At 44.3% G+C, this 22,425-nt stretch carries 18 protein-coding genes and 5 pseudogenes; 18 read left to right on the top strand and 5 right to left on the bottom strand.

Annotated features, from left to right (window positions below):
• The first annotated feature begins 80 nt into the window (after window positions 1–80).
• The 6 genes and pseudogenes from LPH68_RS04755 to LPH68_RS04780 all read left to right on the top strand — a co-directional run.
• Window positions 81–1,283, top strand: coding sequence for a GNAT family N-acetyltransferase (locus LPH68_RS04755; protein ID WP_008021343.1), 1,203 nt, complete (start codon window positions 81–83; stop codon window positions 1,281–1,283).
• Window positions 1,284–1,326: 43 nt separating this feature from the next.
• Window positions 1,327–2,448 (top strand): efflux RND transporter periplasmic adaptor subunit, encoded by a 1,122-nt coding sequence (locus LPH68_RS04760; protein ID WP_005809248.1) that lies wholly within the window; start codon window positions 1,327–1,329, stop codon window positions 2,446–2,448.
• On the top strand, window positions 2,445–5,558 hold the full coding sequence (locus tag LPH68_RS04765) for an efflux RND transporter permease subunit (protein ID WP_009126928.1): 3,114 nt from the start codon (window positions 2,445–2,447) through the stop codon (window positions 5,556–5,558). The genes LPH68_RS04760 and LPH68_RS04765 overlap by 4 nt, the downstream gene beginning before the upstream one ends.
• Window positions 5,559–6,917 carry an efflux transporter outer membrane subunit gene (locus LPH68_RS04770; protein ID WP_005816221.1) on the top strand — a complete coding sequence of 453 codons (1,359 nt, stop codon included), beginning with the start codon at window positions 5,559–5,561 and terminating at the stop codon, window positions 6,915–6,917.
• Window positions 6,918–7,054: 137 nt separating this feature from the next.
• Window positions 7,055–7,369 (top strand): annotated as a pseudogene (locus LPH68_RS04775) (hypothetical protein); the annotation flags it as partial.
• A pseudogene (locus LPH68_RS04780) lies at window positions 7,366–7,704 on the top strand (SIS domain-containing protein); the annotation flags it as partial. The pseudogenes LPH68_RS04775 and LPH68_RS04780, both read left to right, overlap by 4 nt.
• A gap of 100 nt (window positions 7,705–7,804) precedes the next feature.
• Here LPH68_RS04780 and LPH68_RS04785 read toward each other — a convergent pair.
• A pseudogene (locus LPH68_RS04785) lies at window positions 7,805–9,035 on the bottom strand (IS1380-like element IS612 family transposase).
• A gap of 210 nt (window positions 9,036–9,245) precedes the next feature.
• Between LPH68_RS04785 and mef(A) the strand changes: the two are divergent.
• From mef(A) to LPH68_RS04820, 7 genes and pseudogenes are all read left to right on the top strand, one after another.
• Window positions 9,246–10,472, top strand: a complete 1,227-nt coding sequence (mef(A), locus tag LPH68_RS04790) for a macrolide efflux MFS transporter Mef(A) (protein ID WP_008665090.1) — start codon at window positions 9,246–9,248, stop codon at window positions 10,470–10,472.
• A gap of 113 nt (window positions 10,473–10,585) precedes the next feature.
• On the top strand, window positions 10,586–12,049 hold the full coding sequence (msr(D), locus tag LPH68_RS04795; RefSeq protein ID WP_008665088.1) for an ABC-F type ribosomal protection protein Msr(D): 1,464 nt from the start codon (window positions 10,586–10,588) through the stop codon (window positions 12,047–12,049).
• 117 nt (window positions 12,050–12,166) lie between these two features.
• Window positions 12,167–12,700 carry a GrpB family protein gene (locus tag LPH68_RS04800; RefSeq protein WP_008665086.1) on the top strand — a complete coding sequence of 178 codons (534 nt, stop codon included), beginning with the start codon at window positions 12,167–12,169 and terminating at the stop codon, window positions 12,698–12,700.
• A gap of 120 nt (window positions 12,701–12,820) precedes the next feature.
• Complete coding sequence (erm(G), locus tag LPH68_RS04805; protein WP_008021360.1) at window positions 12,821–13,555, top strand: 23S rRNA (adenine(2058)-N(6))-methyltransferase Erm(G); 735 nt, start codon at window positions 12,821–12,823, stop codon at window positions 13,553–13,555.
• Between the two features lie 397 nt (window positions 13,556–13,952).
• A pseudogene (locus tag LPH68_RS04810) lies at window positions 13,953–14,167 on the top strand (nucleotidyltransferase domain-containing protein); the annotation flags it as partial.
• On the top strand, window positions 14,148–14,888 hold the full coding sequence (locus LPH68_RS04815; RefSeq protein WP_005816203.1) for a class I SAM-dependent methyltransferase: 741 nt from the start codon (window positions 14,148–14,150) through the stop codon (window positions 14,886–14,888). The pseudogene LPH68_RS04810 and the gene LPH68_RS04815, both read left to right, overlap by 20 nt.
• A gap of 37 nt (window positions 14,889–14,925) precedes the next feature.
• A complete protein-coding gene (locus LPH68_RS04820) occupies window positions 14,926–15,420 on the top strand; it encodes an HD domain-containing protein (protein ID WP_008021362.1) in 495 nt (164 codons plus the stop codon).
• Between the two features lie 159 nt (window positions 15,421–15,579).
• On the opposite strand, the gene LPH68_RS04825 is transcribed toward LPH68_RS04820, so the two are convergent.
• Window positions 15,580–16,032: a hypothetical protein gene (locus LPH68_RS04825; protein WP_007664626.1), complete on the bottom strand. Its 453-nt coding sequence runs from the start codon at window positions 16,030–16,032 to the stop codon at window positions 15,580–15,582.
• Between the two features lie 40 nt (window positions 16,033–16,072).
• Window positions 16,073–16,375, bottom strand: coding sequence for a hypothetical protein (locus LPH68_RS04830; protein ID WP_007664625.1), 303 nt, complete (start codon window positions 16,373–16,375; stop codon window positions 16,073–16,075).
• Window positions 16,376–17,040: 665 nt separating this feature from the next.
• On the opposite strand from LPH68_RS04830, the gene LPH68_RS04835 reads away from it, so the two are divergent.
• The gene (locus LPH68_RS04835; protein WP_007837439.1) at window positions 17,041–17,241 is read left to right on the top strand and encodes a hypothetical protein; all 201 of its coding nucleotides are present in this window, start codon (window positions 17,041–17,043) and stop codon (window positions 17,239–17,241) included.
• Between the two features lie 153 nt (window positions 17,242–17,394).
• Here LPH68_RS04835 and LPH68_RS04840 read toward each other — a convergent pair whose 3' ends face one another.
• Complete coding sequence (locus LPH68_RS04840; protein WP_007664617.1) at window positions 17,395–18,681, bottom strand: IS1380-like element ISBaov1 family transposase; 1,287 nt, start codon at window positions 18,679–18,681, stop codon at window positions 17,395–17,397.
• 139 nt (window positions 18,682–18,820) lie between these two features.
• On the opposite strand from LPH68_RS04840, the pseudogene LPH68_RS04845 reads away from it, so the two are divergent.
• The 4 genes and pseudogenes from LPH68_RS04845 to LPH68_RS04860 all read left to right on the top strand — a co-directional run.
• Window positions 18,821–19,318 (top strand): annotated as a pseudogene (locus LPH68_RS04845) (SIS domain-containing protein); the annotation flags it as partial.
• Window positions 19,315–19,503 carry a hypothetical protein gene (locus tag LPH68_RS04850; RefSeq protein WP_005816226.1) on the top strand — a complete coding sequence of 63 codons (189 nt, stop codon included), beginning with the start codon at window positions 19,315–19,317 and terminating at the stop codon, window positions 19,501–19,503. The pseudogene LPH68_RS04845 and the gene LPH68_RS04850, both read left to right, overlap by 4 nt.
• Before the next feature lie 234 nt (window positions 19,504–19,737).
• Window positions 19,738–20,880: an ImmA/IrrE family metallo-endopeptidase gene (locus LPH68_RS04855; RefSeq protein WP_007897423.1), complete on the top strand. Its 1,143-nt coding sequence runs from the start codon at window positions 19,738–19,740 to the stop codon at window positions 20,878–20,880.
• Window positions 20,871–21,428: a DUF4411 family protein gene (locus LPH68_RS04860; protein WP_005816230.1), complete on the top strand. Its 558-nt coding sequence runs from the start codon at window positions 20,871–20,873 to the stop codon at window positions 21,426–21,428. The genes LPH68_RS04855 and LPH68_RS04860 overlap by 10 nt, the downstream gene beginning before the upstream one ends.
• A 162-nt stretch (window positions 21,429–21,590) precedes the next feature.
• Here the strand turns inward: LPH68_RS04860 and LPH68_RS26810 are convergent, their stop codons facing one another.
• Window positions 21,591–22,220: a M23 family metallopeptidase gene (locus LPH68_RS26810; RefSeq protein WP_007837448.1), complete on the bottom strand. Its 630-nt coding sequence runs from the start codon at window positions 22,218–22,220 to the stop codon at window positions 21,591–21,593.
• Window positions 22,221–22,425: the final 205 nt, after the last annotated feature.

The following is a 22,425-nucleotide window of genomic DNA, read 5'->3' on the forward strand; positions in this document are numbered from 1 at the left end:
CCCCCCCCCCGAATTGATTGATACAGAGGGATTAGTACAGGACAGACCGACACAAACGGCCTATTAAAGTTAGATAGAGAATGAGTTTAATTTGGATTGTCAACATCCTGTCGGTATTCTTCCTGTGCGTGTTTTTCGCAGGAATCGTGATACCGCAGATTCTGCTCATCGCCTTCCGCAGGCGACTGTTCGACGAGCCGGACGAGCGGAAGATACATCAGTGTGTAGTGCCTCGCCTTGGCGGTATGGCCTTCAAGCCCGTAGTGTTCTTCTCCTTTGTCCTGCTTTTGGCGGTCAATGTCTCAACCGGACATGATGAGCTGCTTAAGGAAATAGGCGCAGAAGCGTTGCCATTGGCATACGCCTTCTGCGCCATCATCATGTTGTACCTTGTCGGCATTGCCGATGACCTTATCGGTGTGCGCTACCGTGCCAAGTTCTTTATCCAGATAGTCTGCGGCATCATGCTGGTGGCTGGCGGAGTGGAACTGTCCGACCTTCACGGAATGCTGTTCATCCATTCCATGCCGTCGTGGATTAGCATCCCTCTCACCGTTTTCGTTACGGTTTTCATCATCAATGCCATCAACCTCATCGACGGCATCGACGGACTGGCCTCTGGGCTGTGCAGCATTGCCTTCCTGTTCTACGGGATGACCTTCATCTGGTTCCACCAGTATCTCTATGCCATGCTTGCCTTCGCTACTTTGGGCGTACTCATACCATTTTATTATTACAAGGAAATATATATCGAAACCGAACGAATTATCATTCGAAATTTCAAACAGAAGGATGCCGAAGGGTTGTTGGAGTATCTTTCCCATCCGCGTGTGAATTGCTTTGCCGGAGACCGCCTTTGTTCCAGAGAGGCGGCATGGGCATATATGCAGTATTCCCCGAAAGACATGCTGCGCTATGCGGTGAGTCTGAAAAAAGATGACTTTATTATCGGTGACGTGTTCGCTTTGCGTGAGAATGAAGACACTTATAATGTGGGGTGGCATTTCAACAAACGTTTTGAAGGCAAAGGATTCGCTTGTGAAGCGGCAGCCGGATTGTTGGATTATCTTTTCCGAGAGGCGGGCGCACGGCGTATCTATGGATTTGTGGAAGATGACAATATCCGCTCCAAACGCTTATGCGAACGTCTTGGTATGCGCCGCGAAGGATGTTTCAAAGAGTTTGTGACATTCGTAAACAATCCTGACGGCTCCCCAAAATATGAAGATACCTGTGTTTATGCCATTCTCGAAAAAGAGTGGAATACCATCCGTCAGTGGTGACACACCAAACCTATTATGAATTAATACAAAACAAGAAGAAAATATGAACAAGCAATTCATTATCACGAATTTCGCCGCATTTGCTCTCATGCTGTTCCTGCCGACCGGATGCAGGCAGGCGGACGGCAAGCAGGATGCGGTGCAGAGTTATCGGGTCATAAAGGTCGCGGCAAGTCCGGTGGAAATCTCCGAGTCCTATTCCGCCGCCATACGCGGACGGCAGGATGTGGACATCCTGCCGCAAATATCCGGGCGCATTATCCGTCTGAAAGTGAAAGAGGGTGAACGGGTGAAGACCGGTCAAGTATTGGCTGTAATTGACCAAGTGCCCTATCGGGCGGCATTACGCACGGCGCAGGCCAATGTCAGCGCGGCACAGGCAAAAGTGGAAACGGCAAGAATCGAGCTGCGGGGCAAGCAGGCATTGTTTGACGAGAAGGTCATATCCGACTACGAGCTTTCTCTCGCCCGGAACCAACTGGCAGTGGCGTGTGCTGAACTCGAACAGGCAAAGGCACAAGAATCGGATGCACGCAACAATCTCTCCTATACGGAAATCAAAAGCCCGAGCAACGGAGTAGTAGGCACATTGCCCTATCGCATCGGTGCGCTTGTCGGTCCCAATATGGCACAGCCTTTCACGGTCGTGTCCGACAATGCGGAGATGTATGCCTATTTCTCCATTTCGGAGAATATGCTACGGCGATATTCGGCTCGCTATGGCTCGATTGACAGCATGATAGCCGGGACGCCGGAAGTGGGCCTGCAACTCAACGACGGCAGCCTGTACAAGGCGAAAGGACGTATTGAAACCGTAAGCGGCGTGGTGGATCCTGTTACCGGAACGGTACAAATCAAAGCCCTGTTCCCCAATCCCGACCGCGAACTGTTGAGTGGCAGCATCGGCAATGTCATCCTTCAAAACCCGAAAACGGAGGCCGTAACCATTCCCATGACCGCCACCGTGGAACTGCAGGACAAGATTATCGCTTACCGTCTGAAAAACGGACAGGCGGAAGCCGCCTATCTCACGGTGGACCGCCTGAACGACGGCAACCGGTTTATCGTAAAAGAAGGTCTTTCGGTCGGTGACACCATTGTCGCCGAAGGCGTGGGACTGGTGAGAGAAGGCATGAGCATAACCCCTAAAAACGAAACGAAATGAACCTGCGATTTTTTATAGACCGCCCGGTGTTTTCGGGCGTTATCTCGGTGGTGATTGTACTGTTGGGCATGATTTCCATGTTTTCCTTGCCGGTGGAACAATACCCCGACATCGCACCTCCGACCATCAACGTATTCGCAACTTATCCTGGAGCAAACGCTGAAACTGTGCAGAAGGCAGTGATAACCCCTCTGGAAGAAGCCATCAACGGCGTGGAAGACATGACCTATATGACTTCCACGGCATCGAATACGGGCGATGCTTCCATCAACATCTATTTCAAGCAGGGAACCAACGCGGACATGGCGGCGGTAAACGTGCAGAACCGCGTGAACGGCGCGCTGAGCCAGCTTCCGGCGGAAGCCACCAAGACCGGTGTCACCACTGAAAAGCAGCAGAATGCCGAACTGATGACTTTCGCGCTCTATTCGCCCGATGACCGCTTCGACCAGACCTTCCTGAACAATTACTTGAAAATCAATGTCGAGCCGAGGCTGAAACGTATCAGCGGCGTGGGAAAGGCACAGTTGTTCGGTTCCAACTACAGCATGCGACTTTGGCTGCGTCCCGACAAGATGGCGCAATACGGGCTTATCCCCGATGACATATCCACCGTACTCGCACGACAGAACATCGAGGCCGCCACCGGCTCCTTCGGTGCCAATCATCCTACCGCCAATGAATACACGATGAAATACCGCGGACGCTTGTCCGGCGCGGAAGAGTTCGGTGAGTTGGTCATCAAGTCACTGCCGGGCGGCAATGTGCTTCGGCTGAAGGAGGTTGCCGATGTGGAACTGGGCGATGAATACTACAACTATTCCTCCGAAGTGAACGGGCATCCGGCAGCCATGATGCTCATCAACCAGAAAGCCGGGTCCAATGCTTCAAGCACCATCAAGGAGATTCACGAAGTGCTTGACGACCTCAGCCGGGACTTGCCCGAAGGGACGGAATTCGTGGTGCTTACCGATACCAACAAGTTCCTGTATGCTTCCATCAATTCTGTTATCCGGACACTTATTGAAGCGATACTTCTGGTTATCGTGGTGGTATATGTATTTTTGCAAGATATTAAGTCCACGCTTATTCCTACGATATCCATTTTCGTCTCCATTATCGGTACGTTCGCCGTGATGTCCATGATCGGCTTCTCCGTCAACCTGCTCACCCTGTTCGCGCTTGTGCTTGCCATCGGAACTGTGGTCGATGATGCCATTGTGGTGGTGGAAGCGGTGCAGGCGAAGTTCGACGAGGGCTATCAGTCTGCGGTTCTCGCGGCTGATGATGCCATGAAAGGCGTTTCGTCGGCTATCCTGACCTCTACCATCATCTTTATGGCAGTGTTTTTCCCCGTTGCCATGATGGGCGGGACTTCGGGAGCGTTCTACACGCAGTTCGGTATCACGATGGCTGTTGCCGTGGGAATCTCGGCAGTCAATGCCTTCACACTCTCACCGGCACTTTGCGCGCTGCTGCTGAAACCCTATATCGATGAGCAGGGCAACACCAAGAACAATTTTGCAGCCCGTTTCCGTAAAGCGTTCAATGCCGTCTTCGACCGTCTGAGCCGACGCTATGTACGTGGAGTGATGTTCATTATCCATCGCCGATGGCTGTTGTGGAGCATCATAGGCATTTCTTTCGGGTTGCTGGTGCTGCTGGTCAATGTCACAAAGACGGGACTTATTCCCGAAGAGGACACCGGGACGGTCATGGTGAGCATGAACACGAAGCCCGGCACATCCATGGCTCAGACAAGTAAGGTGATGGAGCGTATCAACAGCCGTCTCGACAGCATCGGCGAGATTGAATACAGCGGTGCGGTCGCCGGTTTCTCTTTCAGCGGTTCCGGTCCCTCGCAGGCGATGTATTTCGTGACACTCAAAGACTGGGAGCAGCGTAAGGGAGAGGGGCAGTCGGTCAATGATGTCATCGGAAAGATTTATGCCGCCACTTCGGATATTCCCGATGCCACGGTGTTCGCCATGTCGCCTCCGATGATTGCCGGGTACGGCATGGGAAACGGTTTCGAGCTTTATTTGCAGGACAAGGCGGGCGGAAACATCGCCGCCTTCAAGGAAGAGGCAGACAAGTTTGTCGAAGCCTTGTCGCAGCGACCCGAAATCGGCGAAGTCTATTCCTCCTTTGCCACGGATTATCCGCAATACTGGGTGGATATCGATGCCGCCAAATGCGAACAGTCGGGTGTGTCGCCCGCAGATGTGCTTTCCACATTGTCGGGCTATTATACCGGACAATATGTTTCCGACTTCAACCGGTTCTCCAAGCTCTACCATGTGACCATGCAGGCTCCGGCGGAATATCGTGTGAATGCGGAATCCCTGCACCACATGTATGTGCGTGCCACCGATGGCGGCATGTCGCCTTTGAGCCGGTTCGTGCGCCTGACCAAGACCAACGGCCCGTCAGACCTCACCCGTTTCAACCTGTTCAACGCCATCTCGATTAGCGGGTCTCCGGCTCAGGGCTACAGTTCGGGGCAGGTGCTCGAAGCCATCGGCGAGACGGCACGTGAAGTGCTTCCGTCAAATTACACATACGAGTTTGGCGGCATTTCGCGTGAGGAAAGCAAGACGACCAACAATGCCACGCTTATATTCCTGCTCTGCATGGTTCTGGTCTATCTGATTCTGTGCGCCTTGTATGAGAGCGTGTTCATACCCTTCGCGGTTCTGTTGTCGGTGCCTTGCGGACTGATGGGCAGTTTCCTGTTTGCGTGGCTCTTCGGTCTGGAGAACAACATCTACATGCAGACCGGACTTATCATGATTATAGGCCTGCTTGCCAAGACAGCGATCCTGCTTACCGAATACGCCGGTAAACGGCGGTCGGAAGGCATGACGCTGGCACAGGCGGCATACAGTGCGGCAAAAGTCCGCCTGCGCCCCATATTGATGACTGTGTTGTCCATGGTGTTCGGTCTTGTCCCGCTGATGATGGCGCACGGAGTGGGTGCCAACGGCAGCCGTTCGCTTGCCACAGGTGTAATCGGTGGAATGATTGTAGGTACTTTGGCTCTGTTGTTCCTTGTGCCGTCATTGTTTATTGTATTCCAATATATCCAAGAACGTGTTAAGCATAATTAAATGAAGAAGACAGTAATATATATCATATTGTCGGGATGGATGCTTGCCGGCTGTGGCACATACAGCCGGTATCATCGCCCTGACCTCTCAACGGAGAATCTGTATCGGGACATGCCGGCGGACATTGATACAATGACCATCGCGTCCCTGTCGTGGCGGGAAATGTTTACCGACCCGAAACTCCAGTCCTTGATTGAAACCGGACTTGAACGGAACGCAGACCTCAATGTGGCACGGTTACGCGTGGAAGCGGCAGAAGCCGTCCTGATGACTGCCAGACTATCATATCTTCCATCACTGGGACTGACTGCCGAAGGTAATGCCAATAAACATGACGGAGCAACGGCAAAGACATATAATGTGGGAGCGTCGGCAAGCTGGGAACTGGACATCTTCGGCAAACTTACGGCGGCAAAGCGTGGCGCAGCCGCCGCATTACAAGGAAGCCGTGCCTACCGGCAGGCCGTACAGACACAGCTTGTCGCCACTATTGCAGACAGTTACTACACCCTTGCCATGCTTGACGCACAAATGACAATAAGTAACCGGACTTTGGAGAACTGGCGGACTACCGTACGCACTCTTGAAGCGTTGAAAAAAGTGGGGAAATCAAACGAGGCTGGCGTATTGCAGGCAAAGGCGAACGTGATGCGACTCGAAGCATCCCTGTTATCCATACGCAAGAGTATTTCCGAAACAGAAAACGCCCTGTCTGCGATACTTGCCATGCCGTCACACTCGATTGGACGAAGTGATCTGGCCGAGGCTGCTTTCCCCGATACTGTCTCGATCGGAGTCCCTTTGCAACTGCTTTCCAACCGTCCCGACGTGCGTCAGGCTGAAATGGAACTGGCGCAAGCATTCTACGCCACCAATGCGGCCCGTGCCGCCTTCTATCCCAATATTACCCTCTCGGGAATTCTTGGATGGACTAATAACGGCGGTGGCGTAATCGTAAATCCCGGACAATGGTTACTTAATGCCATCGGTTCCCTGACACAGCCGTTATTCAACCGGGGCGTAAACATCGCCAACTTGAAGATAGCCAAAAGCCGTCAGGAAGAAGCCAAACTGTTGTTCCGGCAATCATTACTGAACGCAGGAAAGGAAGTGAACGATGCTCTGACCGCATGGCAGACGGCAAAATCGCAAATTGAAATCAATGCTCGGCAGGTTGAAACATTATGCGACGCTGTGCGAAAGACAGAATCGCTGATGCGTCATTCCAATACCACCTATCTGGAAGTGCTGACCGCCAAACAGTCTCTTCTCGAAGCGGAAGTGCAACAGTTACAAACTCGTTTTGAACGCATACAAAGTATAATTAAACTTTACCATGCGTTGGGAGGAGGAATGTAACTTTACAAGAATTATAACCTAATACTGAACCATGTTGTGTAATTTTTATATTTCAGTCGTCATAAACTTATAAATAAGTAATTTAGTATGCAAAAACAAATTAAAAAGTCTTCTCTTTTTTTGAAGAGAAGCAACACCTGACCCACTTCGCTACCGAACAGGATGTAGCAGAAGAATTGTTTGAGTTACTCTTAGAAGCGAGAGAACTCTATCTTCAGGATGTGATTTTGAATGGCAAGCGGTATGACCGCTATGTGGATGACTTCATCAACAGTCATCGGTATATCAACTGCAACAGTGCAATTTGCCGAAACTGCCACGAGATGAACATCCACATCGTCAAGGGACTGCTGAACGAATGCGCCCACCTTATCCAGCCTCTTTTTGAGGCATCCGACTTCTCCTTTGAGAAGTGTATGGAGTTACAAAGGAAGTATGACCGCTCGGAACCGTTGCCGCCATACAGTTGGCACGGAGCAAGGGGGCTTTTGTGTATGGCATCTGCAACGTCGTGGGTGCCTCTATCCCAAGAAATACGGATTCCGGGACATACATCCATGTAGGACCTGAGATAGGTGTGGCTTCTACCAAGGCTTTTACAGGACAGGTAACGGTGCTGATGCTGCTTGCCCTCTGCGTGGGACAGATGCGTGGTACTGTGGATGATGCAACCGTAGAGAGGATTGTCCGGGAGTTGAAGAACATGCCCCTATATATCCTAAAATCCGCAAGCAATCTCAATGGCAATCTCAATTGCAGTAAAGAGCTTGAACACTATGCATCATGATAGTATGAGCGTGAATTTTGTCCGATTTGTGCATACCTTCCCCTTACCCCACAATGCGACTTGAGGCAATACGCATATTCTAACCGGAAAGAAAGGATTCTTATCCGAATTCTGTTTTGAAGGGTTTTGCATAAGCGCGGTTCTCTGTGTAGATATTCAGCACGTATTGCCTTGCAGTCATGATCCACTTGGCAGGTACGGAGATGAATCTGAAGACAAAAGCCTTTATGCGACTCGTTTTCTTGAGCCCAAAAGCCTTGGTGTCAAGCCTGCTCATGATGGTTTTGTAGAAATTGTGTATCAATGCAGTAAGCAGAAGAAAGACAGTATTCTCCGCCATGAATGACTTGGGGAGCCTGCTCCAACCGAATCCGTTGTTCATGTCGTCAAAGATACGTTCCTTGCCGCCACGCAGATTGTAGAATTCAACAATGTCCCTTGTCGATGACTTGTAATCGTTGGTCAGAATACAACGGTAAGTGTATTCGCCTTCCCACAGGTCAAGGTCGCCGCTGTTGCGTCTTTGTCTCTGGATGACAAGACGATAGCACTTGCCTTCCCATTTCTCAACGAGAATGGAATTGAGTTCGAACTGGATGCCGTTAATCTCCTCCGTCTTCCATCCTCTCAGAGCAAAGATGTCATTGTAGAGCGAACTGCATCGGTTGGCACGGATGTAGAAAAGTTTGCAATGCTTCTCTATCTCACTGACGATTTCCTTCGAGCAGGAACCGCAGTCTTGCCCTGAAGCGATTTACACGGATGTTCTGGGATTCCAGAAGAGCGAAGAATCTCTTATGGGTGTCTGCCTGATGAAAACGCACATTCGTGTTGCCATCGCTGTTCTCGATATAGACTATCTTGTCACCGATAACATATACGCCAGGCCTGTAGCCGAGGAACTTTTTGTAGGTCGGTTTTGCATCATACTTCTCCGTTTCAAGAAACTGATGGTCAAAGTCAACATCGTATTCCTCAATTTCCTTCAACTCGCCTGTAGAAACCAAAGCGTTTATAAGCAATGTGTTGAGTTTGTCTGCAGTATTGAAATCATAGGTCTTGCCTTGGTCGGAAGTATAGGAGATGTTTTCCTGTGTCAGTTCCTTGATGGCTCTGAGGATGGTATCAGAGCTGCATGTACGAAGGGTAGGATGATACGAGAGATGGCGCATCAGTTGTGACGTTACATCTTCCACGCATGAGCCGCCACAGAAATAAACGCTCATCAGCGAACGGACTATCTCGCTGAACTGATATCCGATGATACTGCGGCATCTCTGACCCAGTGTTGAGTCGATAACGGGTGAAAGCATGGAGTCAAATTTCTCCATGATTGAAAAAATTCCTCCAAAAGGTGTGAGTTTTTCGAATTTTATTTGTACCTATGCAGCGCCTTGTTACGATTTTCGCTTGTTTTCTAATTGCAACACTAAGATAAGTGAAAAATCTGACATGGCAAAATCCTGAGCAACTTTTTGTTGCTCAGGAACTTATAAATAAAGTTAAATCAAAGTGTTGCGGAATTAAGGGAGATAATATAAATGGAAAAATACAACAATTGGAAACTTAAGTTTTATACAATATGGGCAGGGCAGGCAGTATCATTAATCACTAGTGCCATCCTGCAAATGGCGATTATTTTTTACCTTACAGAAAAAACAGGATCTGCGATGGTCTTGTCTATGGCTTCACTTGTAGGTTTTTTACCCTATGCGGTCTTTGGACCAGCCATTGGTGTATTAGTGGATCGTCATGATAGGAAGAAGATAATGATTGGTGCTGATTTAATTATCGCAGCAGCTGGGGCCGTGCTAGCTATTGTTGCATTCTATATGGAGCTACCTGTCTGGATGGTTATGATAGTATTGTTTATCCGTAGCATTGGAACAGCTTTTCATACCCCAGCACTCAATTCGGTTACACCACTTTTAGTACCAGAAGAGCAGCTAACGAAATGCGCAGGCTATAGTCAGTCTTTGCAGTCTATAAGCTATATTGTTAGTCCGGCAGTTGCAGCACTCTTATACTCCGTTTGGGATTTAAATGCTATTATTGCCATCGACGTATTGGGTGCTGTGATTGCATCTATTACGGTAGCAATTGTACGTATACCTAAGCTGGGTGATCGAGTGCAAAGTTTGGAACCAAATTTCATAAGAGAAATGAAAGAAGGAATGGCTGTACTACGGCAAAATAAAGGATTATTTGCTTTATTACTCGTTGGAACATTATATATGTTTGTTTATATGCCCATAAATGCTTTATATCCTTTAATCACTATGGAATGTTTTAATGGTACACCGATGCATATTTCTATTACGGAGATTGCTTATGCCTCTGGTATGTTGATAGGGGGTCTATTATTAGGGTTATTTGGGAATTACCAAAAGCGAATCTTATTAATAACGGCATCCATTTTTATGATGGGGATAAGCTTAACCATTTCAGGATTACTTCCCCAAAGTGGATTTTTCATATTTGTAGTCTGCTGTGCAATAATGGGGCTTTCGGTTCCGTTTTACAGCGGTGTGCAAACAGCTCTTTTTCAGGAGAAAATTAAGCCTGAATATTTAGGACGTGTATTTTCTTTGACCGGAAGTATCATGTCACTTGCTATGCCAATTGGGTTAATTCTATCTGGGTTCTTTGCTGATAGAATCGGTGTAAATCATTGGTTTTTACTATCAGGTGTTTTAATTATTGGCATTGCCATAGCTTGCCCCATGATAACTGAGGTTAGAAAATTAGATTTAAAACAAAATTCATAGGAGGGACCATATTTATGTATTTAATTTTCATGTAATTCTTCCTGCTAAAATCGCAGGGTTTTCCCTGCGTACAAGCAAAAGAAAACATGCGATTATAGACAGGAGGAAATGTTATGGAATTGATATTAAAAGCAAAAGATATTCGTGTGGAATTCAAAGGACGCGATGTTTTAGATATAAATGAATTAGAAGTATATGATTATGACCGTATTGGTTTAGTAGGAGCAAATGGTGCTGGAAAAAGCACTTTACTCAGGGTACTTTTAGGAGAATTAACTCCCCCAGGATGTAAAATGAATCGTCTGGGTGAACTTGCCTATATTCCCCAGTTGGACGAAGTAACTTTGCAGGTGGAAAAAGATTTTGCACTTGTAGGCAAGCTCGGTGTTGAGCAATTAGATATACAGACCATGAGCGGTGGTGAAGAAACAAGGCTTAAAATAGCACAGGCCTTATCGGCACAGGTTCATGGTATTTTAGCGGATGAACCTACGAGCCATTTAGACCGTGAAGGAATTGATTTTCTAATTGGACAGCTAAAATATTTTACAGGTGCACTGTTAGTTATTAGCCATGACCGCTATTTTCTTGATGAAATAGTAGATAAAATATGGGAACTGAAAGATGGCAAAATCACTGAGTATTGGGGAAACTATTCTGATTATCTTCGTCAGAAAGAGGAAGAACGCAAGAGCCAAGCTGCAGAATACGAACAATTTATTGCGGAACGTGCCCGATTGGAAAGGGCTGCGGAGGAAAAGCGAAAACAGGCTCGTAAAATAGAACAGAAGGCGAAAGGTGCTTCAAAGAAAAAAAGTACTGAAGGCGGAGGGCGTTTAGCTCATCAAAAATCAATAGGAAGTAAGGAAAAAAAGATGCATAATGCCGCTAAATCCCTAGAGCACAGGATTGCAGCCTTAGGAAATGTAGAAGCTCCGGAAGACATTCGCAGAATTCGTTTCAGGCAAAGTAAAGCATTGGAGCTCCATAATCCATACCCTATAGTCGGTACGGAAATTAATAAAATATTTGGGGATAAGGCACTGTTTGAAAATGCATCTTTTCAAATTCCTCTAGGAGCAAAAGTGGCGTTAACTGGTGGTAATGGAACCGGAAAAACAACTTTAATCCAAATGATCTTAAACCATGAAGAAGGAATTTCTATTTCACCTAAGGCAAAAATAGGTTACTTTGCACAGAATGGTTACAAGTACAACAGTAATCAGAATGTCATGGAGTTTATGCAGGAGGATTGTGATTACAATATATCAGAAATTCGTTCAGTGCTAGCATCTATGGGGTTCAAACAGAACGATATTGGAAAAAGCTTATCTGTTTTAAGCGGTGGAGAAATTATAAAATTGTTGCTAGCTAAAATGCTCATGGGTAGATATAACATCCTACTAATGGATGAACCCAGTAACTTCCTTGACATACCAAGTTTAGAGGCTTTGGAAATACTAATGAAGGAGTATGCCGGAACTATCGTGTTTATCACCCACGATAAACGCTTACTCGAAAATGTAGCTGATGTAGTTTATGAAATTAGAGATAAGAAAATAAATCTGAAACATTAAATTTAAGGTAGTCGCTGATCAGTATAGTCTGTTCTGGCTGGCGGCTCCATTGTTAAAAAGTATAAAGACTTTTTTCTAAAAATATTATTCGTTGAGAATGAGATTGGAGGGTTTATATTGTTTATACGAGTAGTTCCGTACGACCCCTTTTGGGAAGTAGAGTATGAAAATGAATCACAGAAGATAAAGAATATATTGAAGGATATATTGGTGGAGGTTTACCATATTGGCAGTACAGCAGTCAAAGGGTTAGCCGCTAAATCAATCATTGATATAATGCCCGTAGTGACAAATATTAGTTTGGTTGATAAGCATAACAAAGAATTTGTAGCGATTGGTTATGAGTGTATGGGTGAGTTTGGTATTGAAGGACGTAGATATTTCCGCAAAGGCGGCGATAACAGGACACACCAGATTCATATTTTTGAGCAAAGCAATCACAAAGATATTAATAGGCATATAGCAGTAAGGGACTTTCTGCGTACACATCCAGACATCGCTTTAGAGTATGGTGAATTAAAGATGGAGCTGGCTTATCGATTCTCGGAGGATATTGAAGGCTACTGCACTGGTAAGGATGCATTTGTAAAGCAACTAGAAAAGGATGCTTTGCTATGGTATCAAAATAATGAATCATATAAAACACGATAGAAAATATATAAAAGTATGAAAGAGAGGTGTATCCTATGATAGGACCAGATAAGAAAAAACTATATCCAAATGAAAACATAAAAACTGTTTGTTAATGAAATAAATTAAGGAGGGGTTATAATGAACAAAGTAAATATAAAAGATAGTCAAAATTTTATTACTTCAAAATATCACATAGAAAAAATAATGAATTGCATAAGTTTAGATGAAAAAGATAACATCTTTGAAATAGGTGCAGGGAAAGGTCATTTTACTGCTGAATTGGTAAAGAGATGTAATTTTGTTACGGCGATAGAAATTGATTCTAAATTATGTGAGGTAACTCGTAATAAGCTCTTAAATTATCCTAACTATCAAATAGTAAATGATGATATACTAAAATTTACATTTCCTAGCCACAATCCATATAAAATATTTGGCAGCATACCTTACAACATAAGCACAAATATAATTCGAAAAATTGTTTTTGAAAGTTCAGCCACAATAAGTTATTTAATAGTAGAATATGGTTTTGCTAAAATGTTATTAGATACAAACAGATCACTAGCATTGCTGTTAATGGCAGAGGTAGATATTTCTATATTAGCAAAAATTCCCAGGTATTATTTCCATCCAAAACCTAAAGTGGATAGCGCATTAATTGTATTAAAAAGAAAGCCAGCAAAAATGGCATTTAAAGAGAGAAAAAAATATGAAACTTTTGTAATGAAATGGGTTAACAAAGAGTATGAAAAACTGTTTACAAAAAATCAATTTAATAAAGCTTTAAAATATGCGAGAATATATGATATAAACAATATTAGTTTCGAACAATTTGTATCGCTATTTAATAGTTATAAAATATTTAACGGCTAAAAACAATAGGCCACATGCAACTGTAAATGTTTAGTTATAGGTAGGGTAGCATTAGTTAAAATGCTATTCTGCCTTTTAAAAGTATGGTATACATTCCTGAGAGAGATTGGATATGTTCCCGTATACCGATAGTGCCAAAAGCGAAGTGGATATGTTTCCGAGAACGGACGTACTCAAATGACATTCATTCTGTCCTCTCCAGCCACGTGGAAAGTTTAGTTTGTCTGACGAAGCAGACAAACTAAAGCGATATAAATCCTCACGGATTTGCGATATACGCTACATTTCATTCGCGTGCGATATGCCTCTGGCGCGATATGTGCCTTCGGCACGTGAGCGCACTGCGTGCGCATAGGGGCGCGGGAATTTATGTTCGCGTACTTTCCACCACGTTCGAATAGGCGAAAAGAAAGCTATAAAACTGCTTGAAACTTTTTAATATAAACCTGAAAAATACGCCAAAGGGTTAATCATATTTTTGAATTACTCGGTCTTTCACTTTTTGAATGCTATGATATGACCGGGAAGCCTTATAAAGAAGTGAAGAAAATTGCAACGGAGATAAATAACTTTTTAAACAAGGGGAATTCAGATGAAAGAAAACAAATATGATGATAATATATTTTTTCAAAAATACAGTCAAATGAGTCGCTCACAGCAGGGACTAGCCGGTGCAGGAGAATGGGAAACATTGAGAAAGCTGCTGCCGGATTTTAAAGATAAGCGTGTGCTTGATTTAGGATGCGGCTATGGATGGCACTGTATTTATGCGATGGAACACGGTGCTTCTTCTGTTGTAGGTGTTGATATTTCTCATAAAATGCTCGAGGTAGCCAAAGAAAAAACACATTTTCCACAGGTTGAATATAAATGCTGTGCTATAGAAGATGTGGAATTCCCAGAGGAGAGTTTTGATGTAATATTAAGTTCACTTGCGTTTCACTATGTAGCAGATTATGAGATTTTAGTAAAAAAGATATATAGAATACTGAAGTCTGGTGGTAAGCTAGTTTTTACGGTTGAACATCCTGTTTTTACTGCCTATGGAACACAAGACTGGCATTATAACGAAAAAGGAGAAATACTGCATTTTCCAGTGGATAATTATTATTATGAGGGCAAACGGACAGCTGTATTTTTGGGAGAAAAGGTTACAAAATATCATAGAACACTGACCACATATCTAAATACGCTGCTTTCAAATGGTTTTATAATAAATCAGATTGTGGAGCCACAGCCGCCGGAAAACATGATGGATATTCCGGGGATGCAGGATGAAATGCGCCGTCCCATGATGCTGATTGTATCGGCCAATAAAAAAATGGATAGATAGAACTAAAACACCTATAAGGTATAAATGGAGGCAATTTATGTTTAAAGAAAAAATTATTATAGAGATGAAAGAAGTATTCAAAGAAATACCTTTTGGCATAGAGCATACTCTTAAAGTTTTGAAAAATGCAGAAGATATAATGAACGGAGAAAATATCGGAGAGGAAGAAAAAGAATTCATCAGTATTACTGCTATACTACATGATATTGGTGCGGTTGAAGCACAAAAAAAATACGGTTCTATTGATGGTGTCTATCAAGAAAAGGAAGGACCAGCAGTAGCGAAAGAAATATTAAAAAAGGTAGGCTATAACAAAAATATTGATAGAATATGCTTTATAATAGGCAACCACCATACTCCATCTAAAATTAATGGACTTGATTTTCAAATACAATGGGAAGCTGATTTGCTTGAAAATTTAATGGTTATGGATAAAGAAAAAGAACAGGAAAAGATAAAAAAGTGTATAGGTGAAAACTTTAAAACAAACACAGGGAAAAGGATAGCTTATAATCGCTTTATTTTAGATTAGTAGTAGATTATTACAGTTATGTATTTTACTCAAGTTTCGGATTTAGGTTTTATGCAGTCTGAGCGATCAGTTGCATGGCCTTGAACCTGCGGTTATCCCGTATAATTTGCTCCATCAATTCGTTCTCGTCAATGGTAAAAATCTCAGCCACGATTGCTATTACATCAATAATGATTGACCAGATCTTTTCCACGACGGTGAGCTCGTGTACGCCTTCATATATATCGGCGAACAATCCTCCAATGGTCTCTTCACCATGCTCTTCAGGCGCTCAAGCTTGGATACGAAATACTCTTCCTTGCGTTTTTCGGTCTGGCAGTCTCTGTCACGCTTGCGGTTGTAGCGCCTCTCGCGCTGCCGGGCCGTAAGACCTTGTTCCTTGCCATCGACCTTCCCTCTCTCGCCGTGAATCGAGAAGTCCACGACAAATTGAGAGCGGCCGTCGCTCCAGCACAGGGCCAGCAGCTTGTAGCCGAGAATGCACCGCTGAAACACGTGCGAGAATATCTTGCCAATACACTCCATCCTCAATCCGGTCTTCGGCAGGTCGGAATCATCCACAATAAGCACTGCCGGAAGATGGCTCTTTTGATAGTCTTTCCTTATGGTCACGGCCTTGATGAGATGACAGGCGATGTGCCAGATGATGTTGCTAGTCTATATTGTCCTTGGCCATAAACGAATAGAGTAGGTCCTTCTTACCCCCGAACAGTTTCGAGATTGACGATCCGGCATAATGAGAAAAACCCGGGACGGCCATAAACGGCAGAATCAATATGATCTGGAAAAGTTGAAGGTTGGTAAGCTGACAGTTCTCACGTTTTTTCCCTCCGAGATCTTTGTCTGAAATCCTCATCCCCTCAAGGAGGGTCATAAACTTGGAAAATGCGGGATTGATTCGTTTTCCCGTGAAAAAGTTGCGGATCTCCGATGGAATTTTTGTAATTTTGCTCATGGCTTTGAGTGATTGTAATTAGTTGTTTGGGCACCTCTAAATTACTAAATTTCCGTGACATACGGAAATCCTCAAAGCCTTTTTTATGCCCAAATCTATCCTCTCAACCTAAATCCGAAACTTGAGTAAATTATAATTATGAGATGCTACGTGCTTTTGTTCAATATACCCTAAACGTCGATTTAAATGCGCCTGTGATAAAGGATTTAGTTGAAAAGTATAAGGATATAGAACAATTTAATAGGAGCATAACAGATAAATACGTTGCAATATGTAAACGCTTTTAATATTTGAATTTAGCCGTTTATGTAGAATGAAGGTGTGCAAACAAACAGACCCTGAAAAGGGTCTCACCCCCGTTAACCGCAATGTCAAAGACTTGCGGATGGCCAGATGACTCCTATACATCCGACCCCAACGGGGTCGAACCATATAATCTGTAGAAAGGTTCGACCTCCGTTGGGGTCGTGGATTGGGAAGGCACTTCGACCCGCACATTGTATCATGTGCGGTTACTTGAAGTTCGACTCCCGTTGGGGTCGATGGCTCGTCGTTATTCTGAATCTTAGCAAATCCTCTCTTTTTTAATGAACTGTGTGCTTGATCACTGAAAATAATCCTTATTTTTGCCACGAGAGTTTTACGAAAGATAAATAGATAAAGTATTGGAAAAGAAACATAACTGTCAGCAGTGCCCACTGAGGCGGCGATACGACCGTTCACCCAAGTCATTGTTGGGTCGTTTTTGGCGATGGCACATCAATTTCTGTCCGGGATGGAAAGCCTATTTCCTGTCGCTGAGCGAAGAGGAACGGCATGTATTGAGAAAGCAATACGCTTTTCATAAGCCTCAAATCCGCAACTAAGTCCTTCATCGTCCTATTTACGTGTACACGTTCTCTCATTACTGAATTATTAGATAAATTGAGGCTGAAATACCCACTTCTGCCTACAATACCCCCTTACCCCACAATGCGACTTGAGACAATACGCAGTATCATACCCATAAGTTGTAGTCGTCATCCAAAATCAGTCTGGAATACATCTGCGTAAGCATTATTACAGGTATAGATATTCAGCACATACCACCTTGATGTTCTGATCCATTTGGCTGGTACAGAGACAAATCTGAAGACAAACGCTTTTATGCGACTTGTTTTATTGGGTCCGAACCTCTTTACGTCAAGTCTTTGGATAATGACCTTGTAGAAGTTACGGATAAGTGCTGTAAGAAGAAGGAACACTGTGTTCTCTGCCATGAAGGATTTGGGCAATCTGGACCATCCGAAACCATTGTTCATGTCATCGAAGATGCGCTCCTTTCCTCCGCGGAGGTTATAGAACTCGACAATCTCTCTTACGGAAGGCTCGTAGTCGTTGGTCAGGATGCAGCGGTATGTGTATTCTCCTTCCCAGAGGTCAAGCTCACCGTCCATCCGTTTCCGCCTTTGAATCACAAGCCGGTATGTCTTGCCTTTCCACTTCTCTACAAGAATGGAATTCAGCTCAAACTCAATGCCGTTGATTTCTCCCCTCTTCCAGCCTCTGAGAGCGAAGAGGTCATTGTAGAGCGAACTACAGCGGTTGGCACGGATATAGAAGGTCTTGCAGTGGGTGGCAACCTCTTCCACGATCTCTTCAGAGCACGAGCCGCAATCAGCTCTGAAACGATTGATAACAAGATTGTTCTGTTCAAACCTTTCGAAGAATCTCTTCAGCGTGTCCTTCTGATGGAAACGGACGTTTGTGTTGCCGTCGCTGTTCTCAATGCCGACAATCAAATCTCCAATAACCGCCACACCTGGTCGATAACCAAGGAACTTCTTGTATGTATGCTTTGCATCATATTTCTCTGTTTCTATGAACTGGTGGTCGAAATCAACATCATACATCTCACCCTCTTTCAGCTGACCAGCTGCACACATACAATTGAGCAGTAAGGTATTGAGGGTGTCAGCCGTATTGAAATCGTAGTTCTTACCCGTATCTGACGTGTATGAAATGTTCTCCTGCGTCAGTTCCTTTATCGCTCTGAGGATAGTGTCAGAGCTGCAGGTACGAAGTGTCGGATGAAGCGAGAGATGGGGCATCAAATGAGTTGTGACATCCTCAATACATGAGCCGCCACAGAAGTAGATGCTCATGAGAGAACGGATGATTTCGCTGTATTGATAACCATACAGCCTGCATCTTAGACCGAGGGTTGTGTCAATTACATATGACAATGTGGAGTCAAATTGCTCCATCATTGCAAATATTCCTCCAAAAGGAGTGAGTTTCTCAGATTTTATTGCTTTCTTTGCCATGTCTGTCGGGTTTGATACATATTTTGATTTGCAACACTAAGATAGGTGAAAAATCTGACATGACAAAATCCTGAGCAACTTTTTGTTGCTCAGGTACTTAAAAAGTTATATTTATAATAGTGTTGCGGAATTAAGGTATATAAAAGATGTGTTGGGACTTGCTGACAAAATCAAGAACTTGTCGAAGATATACACCTATGCCCGCAACTTCCTTTATCTCGGTCGTGGGTACAACTACCCCACCGCCCTTGAAGGTGCGTTGAAGCTGAAAGAAATATCCTATATCCATGCGGAGGGTTATCCTGCTGCGGAAATGAAGCATGGACCGATTGCACTTGTAGATAGCGAGATGCCCACGGTGGTCATTGCTCCAACGGACTCGCTGTATGACAAGATAATCAGTAATGTAAGGCAGGTGAAGGCGCGTGGCGGTACGGTTGTCGCCATCATTACCAAGGGCAATGACGCAATGAAGGACATCGCCGACCATTGCCTTGAAGTGCCCGACGTACCCGAATGCCTTACACCTCTCGTTGTTTCCGTCCCATTGCAGTTGCTGGCCTATTACATCGCCATCAACAAGGATAGGAATGTTGACCAGCCAAGAAACCTTGCTAAATCAGTTACCGTAGAATGAATAGAATATTATCACTTATTGTTACCATCCTCTTTGCGTTGTGCATTGAGGCTGGCATCTTTATGCTTATTGCCCACTGGTGGGGCATGACTGCGGCCATTACCGTGATAGCCATTGAATGTGTGTTAGCCTTATGGACAGTTTACGAAATGAGACATGCGAGTGATGAACCAGTTGATGAATAACATTGCAGGCTGTGGTTAGAACGAAAAAGGCTAAAAACAAAAGGACGGGTCGATGATTCGTCCTATTTTTGTGTCTTTTTGGTGGCGAAATGTAGCGATTTAGCAAAATAAACATAAATTCCAGTGATATTCAGCATGAAAATTCGCCCATTTAAGTGAAAATGTGTAATTTTGCAACGCAAAATTGTGCCTAAGCATTTGCATCAAAACAACAATAGTTCAATCGAGGCTGATATGAAAGTAGAGATTAACAAGAAACGTTTAGAATACCTGCTGGCATTATACAAGATGTCGGTGGATGACTTGTTGTCTCTTCTGAACAAAGGCAGGAAACGGATAACAGGAGCCGCAGACATCAGTGGAGATTCTATTGATTTGGGGGTGTTGAAGCGTATAGGTGAGATATTCGACAAAGAAGTCAGTTTCTTTCAAGACTATTCTAAGTTGTCAACCAATGCAAGCAGCAGTATCTTCTTCCGCAAGACCTCATTCGGAACAGAGCTGAACTTGGAGTCGATCCGTACTGTAAACCGATTCGAGAGTCTGAAAAACGCTTTGGATGCATACAACAAACTGTCGCAACTGGATGTGAAGTTTGACATAGAACACTACACCCTACAAGATGACCCTAAGACAGTAGCCGTACGTGCAAGAGATTTTTTTTATCCCGGGGAAACTGTCAATCATAGGCAGTTTCTTGTGAAGATGATAGAAAAAATCGCCGATCATGGCATTTTTGTCTTTGAATACATAGAGACATGGAACAAGAAAGAGAAAACCAACATTGACGGTTTTTACCTTAAGCCCAATGTGATAGTGCTTAAGCATCATAAGCATTACAAGCGAGAAATATTCACTCTGGCGCATGAATTGGGGCATTGTCTATTGGGGATTGAAGAAGTGGAGTCGGTGGACATGATGGACATCTCGGCACAGACTTCATACAGTGATGTCGAAAGATGGTGCAATGATTTTGCATATCAGTTCATTATGGGACAAGAAGCAGAAACACTTGCTAACATAGCATGTGTAGATTCCCGTAACGACTACTGCATTGACCTCTTCAAGGCTATCAGTGCACGGACGCACATTAGCCGTCTTGCCTTATATACAAGGATGTATATCGACAGGAAAATCAGCTATTCGAGCTACAGCAATGTCAAGAGTGAATTGGCAGAGGAATACAGAAGAAGAGAGGAACAGGAAAAGTTGAAAAACTCTGAGAAGAGAGGCGGGCGAACACCAAAGCCCATCATTTCTCCGCTATTCTTGAAAACCATGCAATATGCCTATTTCAATGGAGTGGTCAACGAGACCACTTTCTGTTCGAGACTCAATGTCAAACCAGCAAATTTTGAGAGGGAGTTATGGCGATAGTTGTTGATACATGCTCATTGGTGATGATTGCCAAGAATTATCTTCCCTTGGATAAGGACGGACAGTTGTACTCATTCCTGGAAGAGGCGTTCTCCCGCAAGGATTTGATGCTACTTGATGTGATTCTGGATGAATCAAAACGCACCTCCAAAGGAATTGCAGTTGAAAAGATGCCTTTCCTCAAAGACAAGAAATTGGTCATTCCGACAAAGGATCTATTTCCATGTGCCCCAGAGAGATTCAGCAACATGATAGACAACAATTTCTGTGTAAGACTGAAGAAGCAGGAACTGACTGAAGAAGAATACATAGAGCAAAAGGAAGAATACCTTAAAACAGGTGATGCTAAGATTATCATTTATGCACTGAATGTACGACACTCGGACGCTATCCATCTGGAAGAGATGCAAGTAATGACGGAGGAAACAAGGCAGCAGAATGACGGTAAGTTGTTCAAGAAACTTCCTTTGTTGTGTGAGCAGATAGGGATTGGAACACTAACCGTTTCAGAATATCTGCATAGAAACGGGTTCTTTATTGACAAATAGCATAGATATTAGTATCATCTTATGACATCTTTCACGAAATCATATTATATTCGTGAATAAAACACTTGTTTTTCAAGAATAGAAATTGTTGAGGATTAGATATTTAAGACATTATTGCAATGCGGAAGGGGTGATGTGAACGACAAAAGACAAGGCGTTCTATTAGAGTGGATGCTTGATAAGATTGAGAAGAATGGACGGGTCGATGGCTCGTCCTTTTTTTGTGTCTTTGAGTGTGAGGTGCAGGTGGGGACCAGTACTGCGACCACTGTTGCCTGTCAGCGCGATGATGATGCCGGGACGGACGTGGGTGCCTTTGGTGACGAGAGTTTGGGAGAGGTGGCAATAGCTGACGGTGAAGTCGCCGTGACGGAGGGTGACATAGAGGCCTGAACGTTTGTCCTTGCCTACCTTGATGACCTCGCCGTGCATCATGGCGTATGTGGGTTCGTAATTTGCCTTCAAATCAAGCCCGTTGTGTAGGGCTTTTCTTTTTGTAAATGGGTCTCTGCGGTAGCCGAAAGGGCTGGTGACAGAGATATGACGGAGTGGACTGACAAGTGCCGTGTGGCGGTCGGTCTGCTCCGTTTGGGTTTGTAATGGGGCAAAGGCAAGAGAGTCTCGCCGCTGATGCGGCGAGCACGGAGGCAGTTGTTCGGATGTTGCGGACTGCGTCGTTTTTGGCACAGCCTTGCGGTGTACCTTAGTCTGTGTGACGGTATTGAACTGAGCGCATACTGTTGCTGATGAACAGAATATTGCTGCTATTGTGATGAGTAGAAATCGTTTCATGGTGCAAAAGTAACAAGCAATTCTTTGACTGGCATAAAGAACAAAGGGAAGACAAGAAGATTGTAACATAATATAGCAATCGAGTTTGATTTTTGAGCAGAAATCAAACTCAAATAATAATAATCGTCAAAAATAACACGCATTATCTTATGCAATTCTGCTTGTCTCTGAATAGGTATATAACTTTGCATGAGTTTAATTTCAA

The sequence above is a fragment of the Bacteroides sp. 1_1_30 genome (assembly GCF_020982715.1).
Taxonomy (GTDB): domain Bacteria; phylum Bacteroidota; class Bacteroidia; order Bacteroidales; family Bacteroidaceae; genus Bacteroides; species Bacteroides xylanisolvens.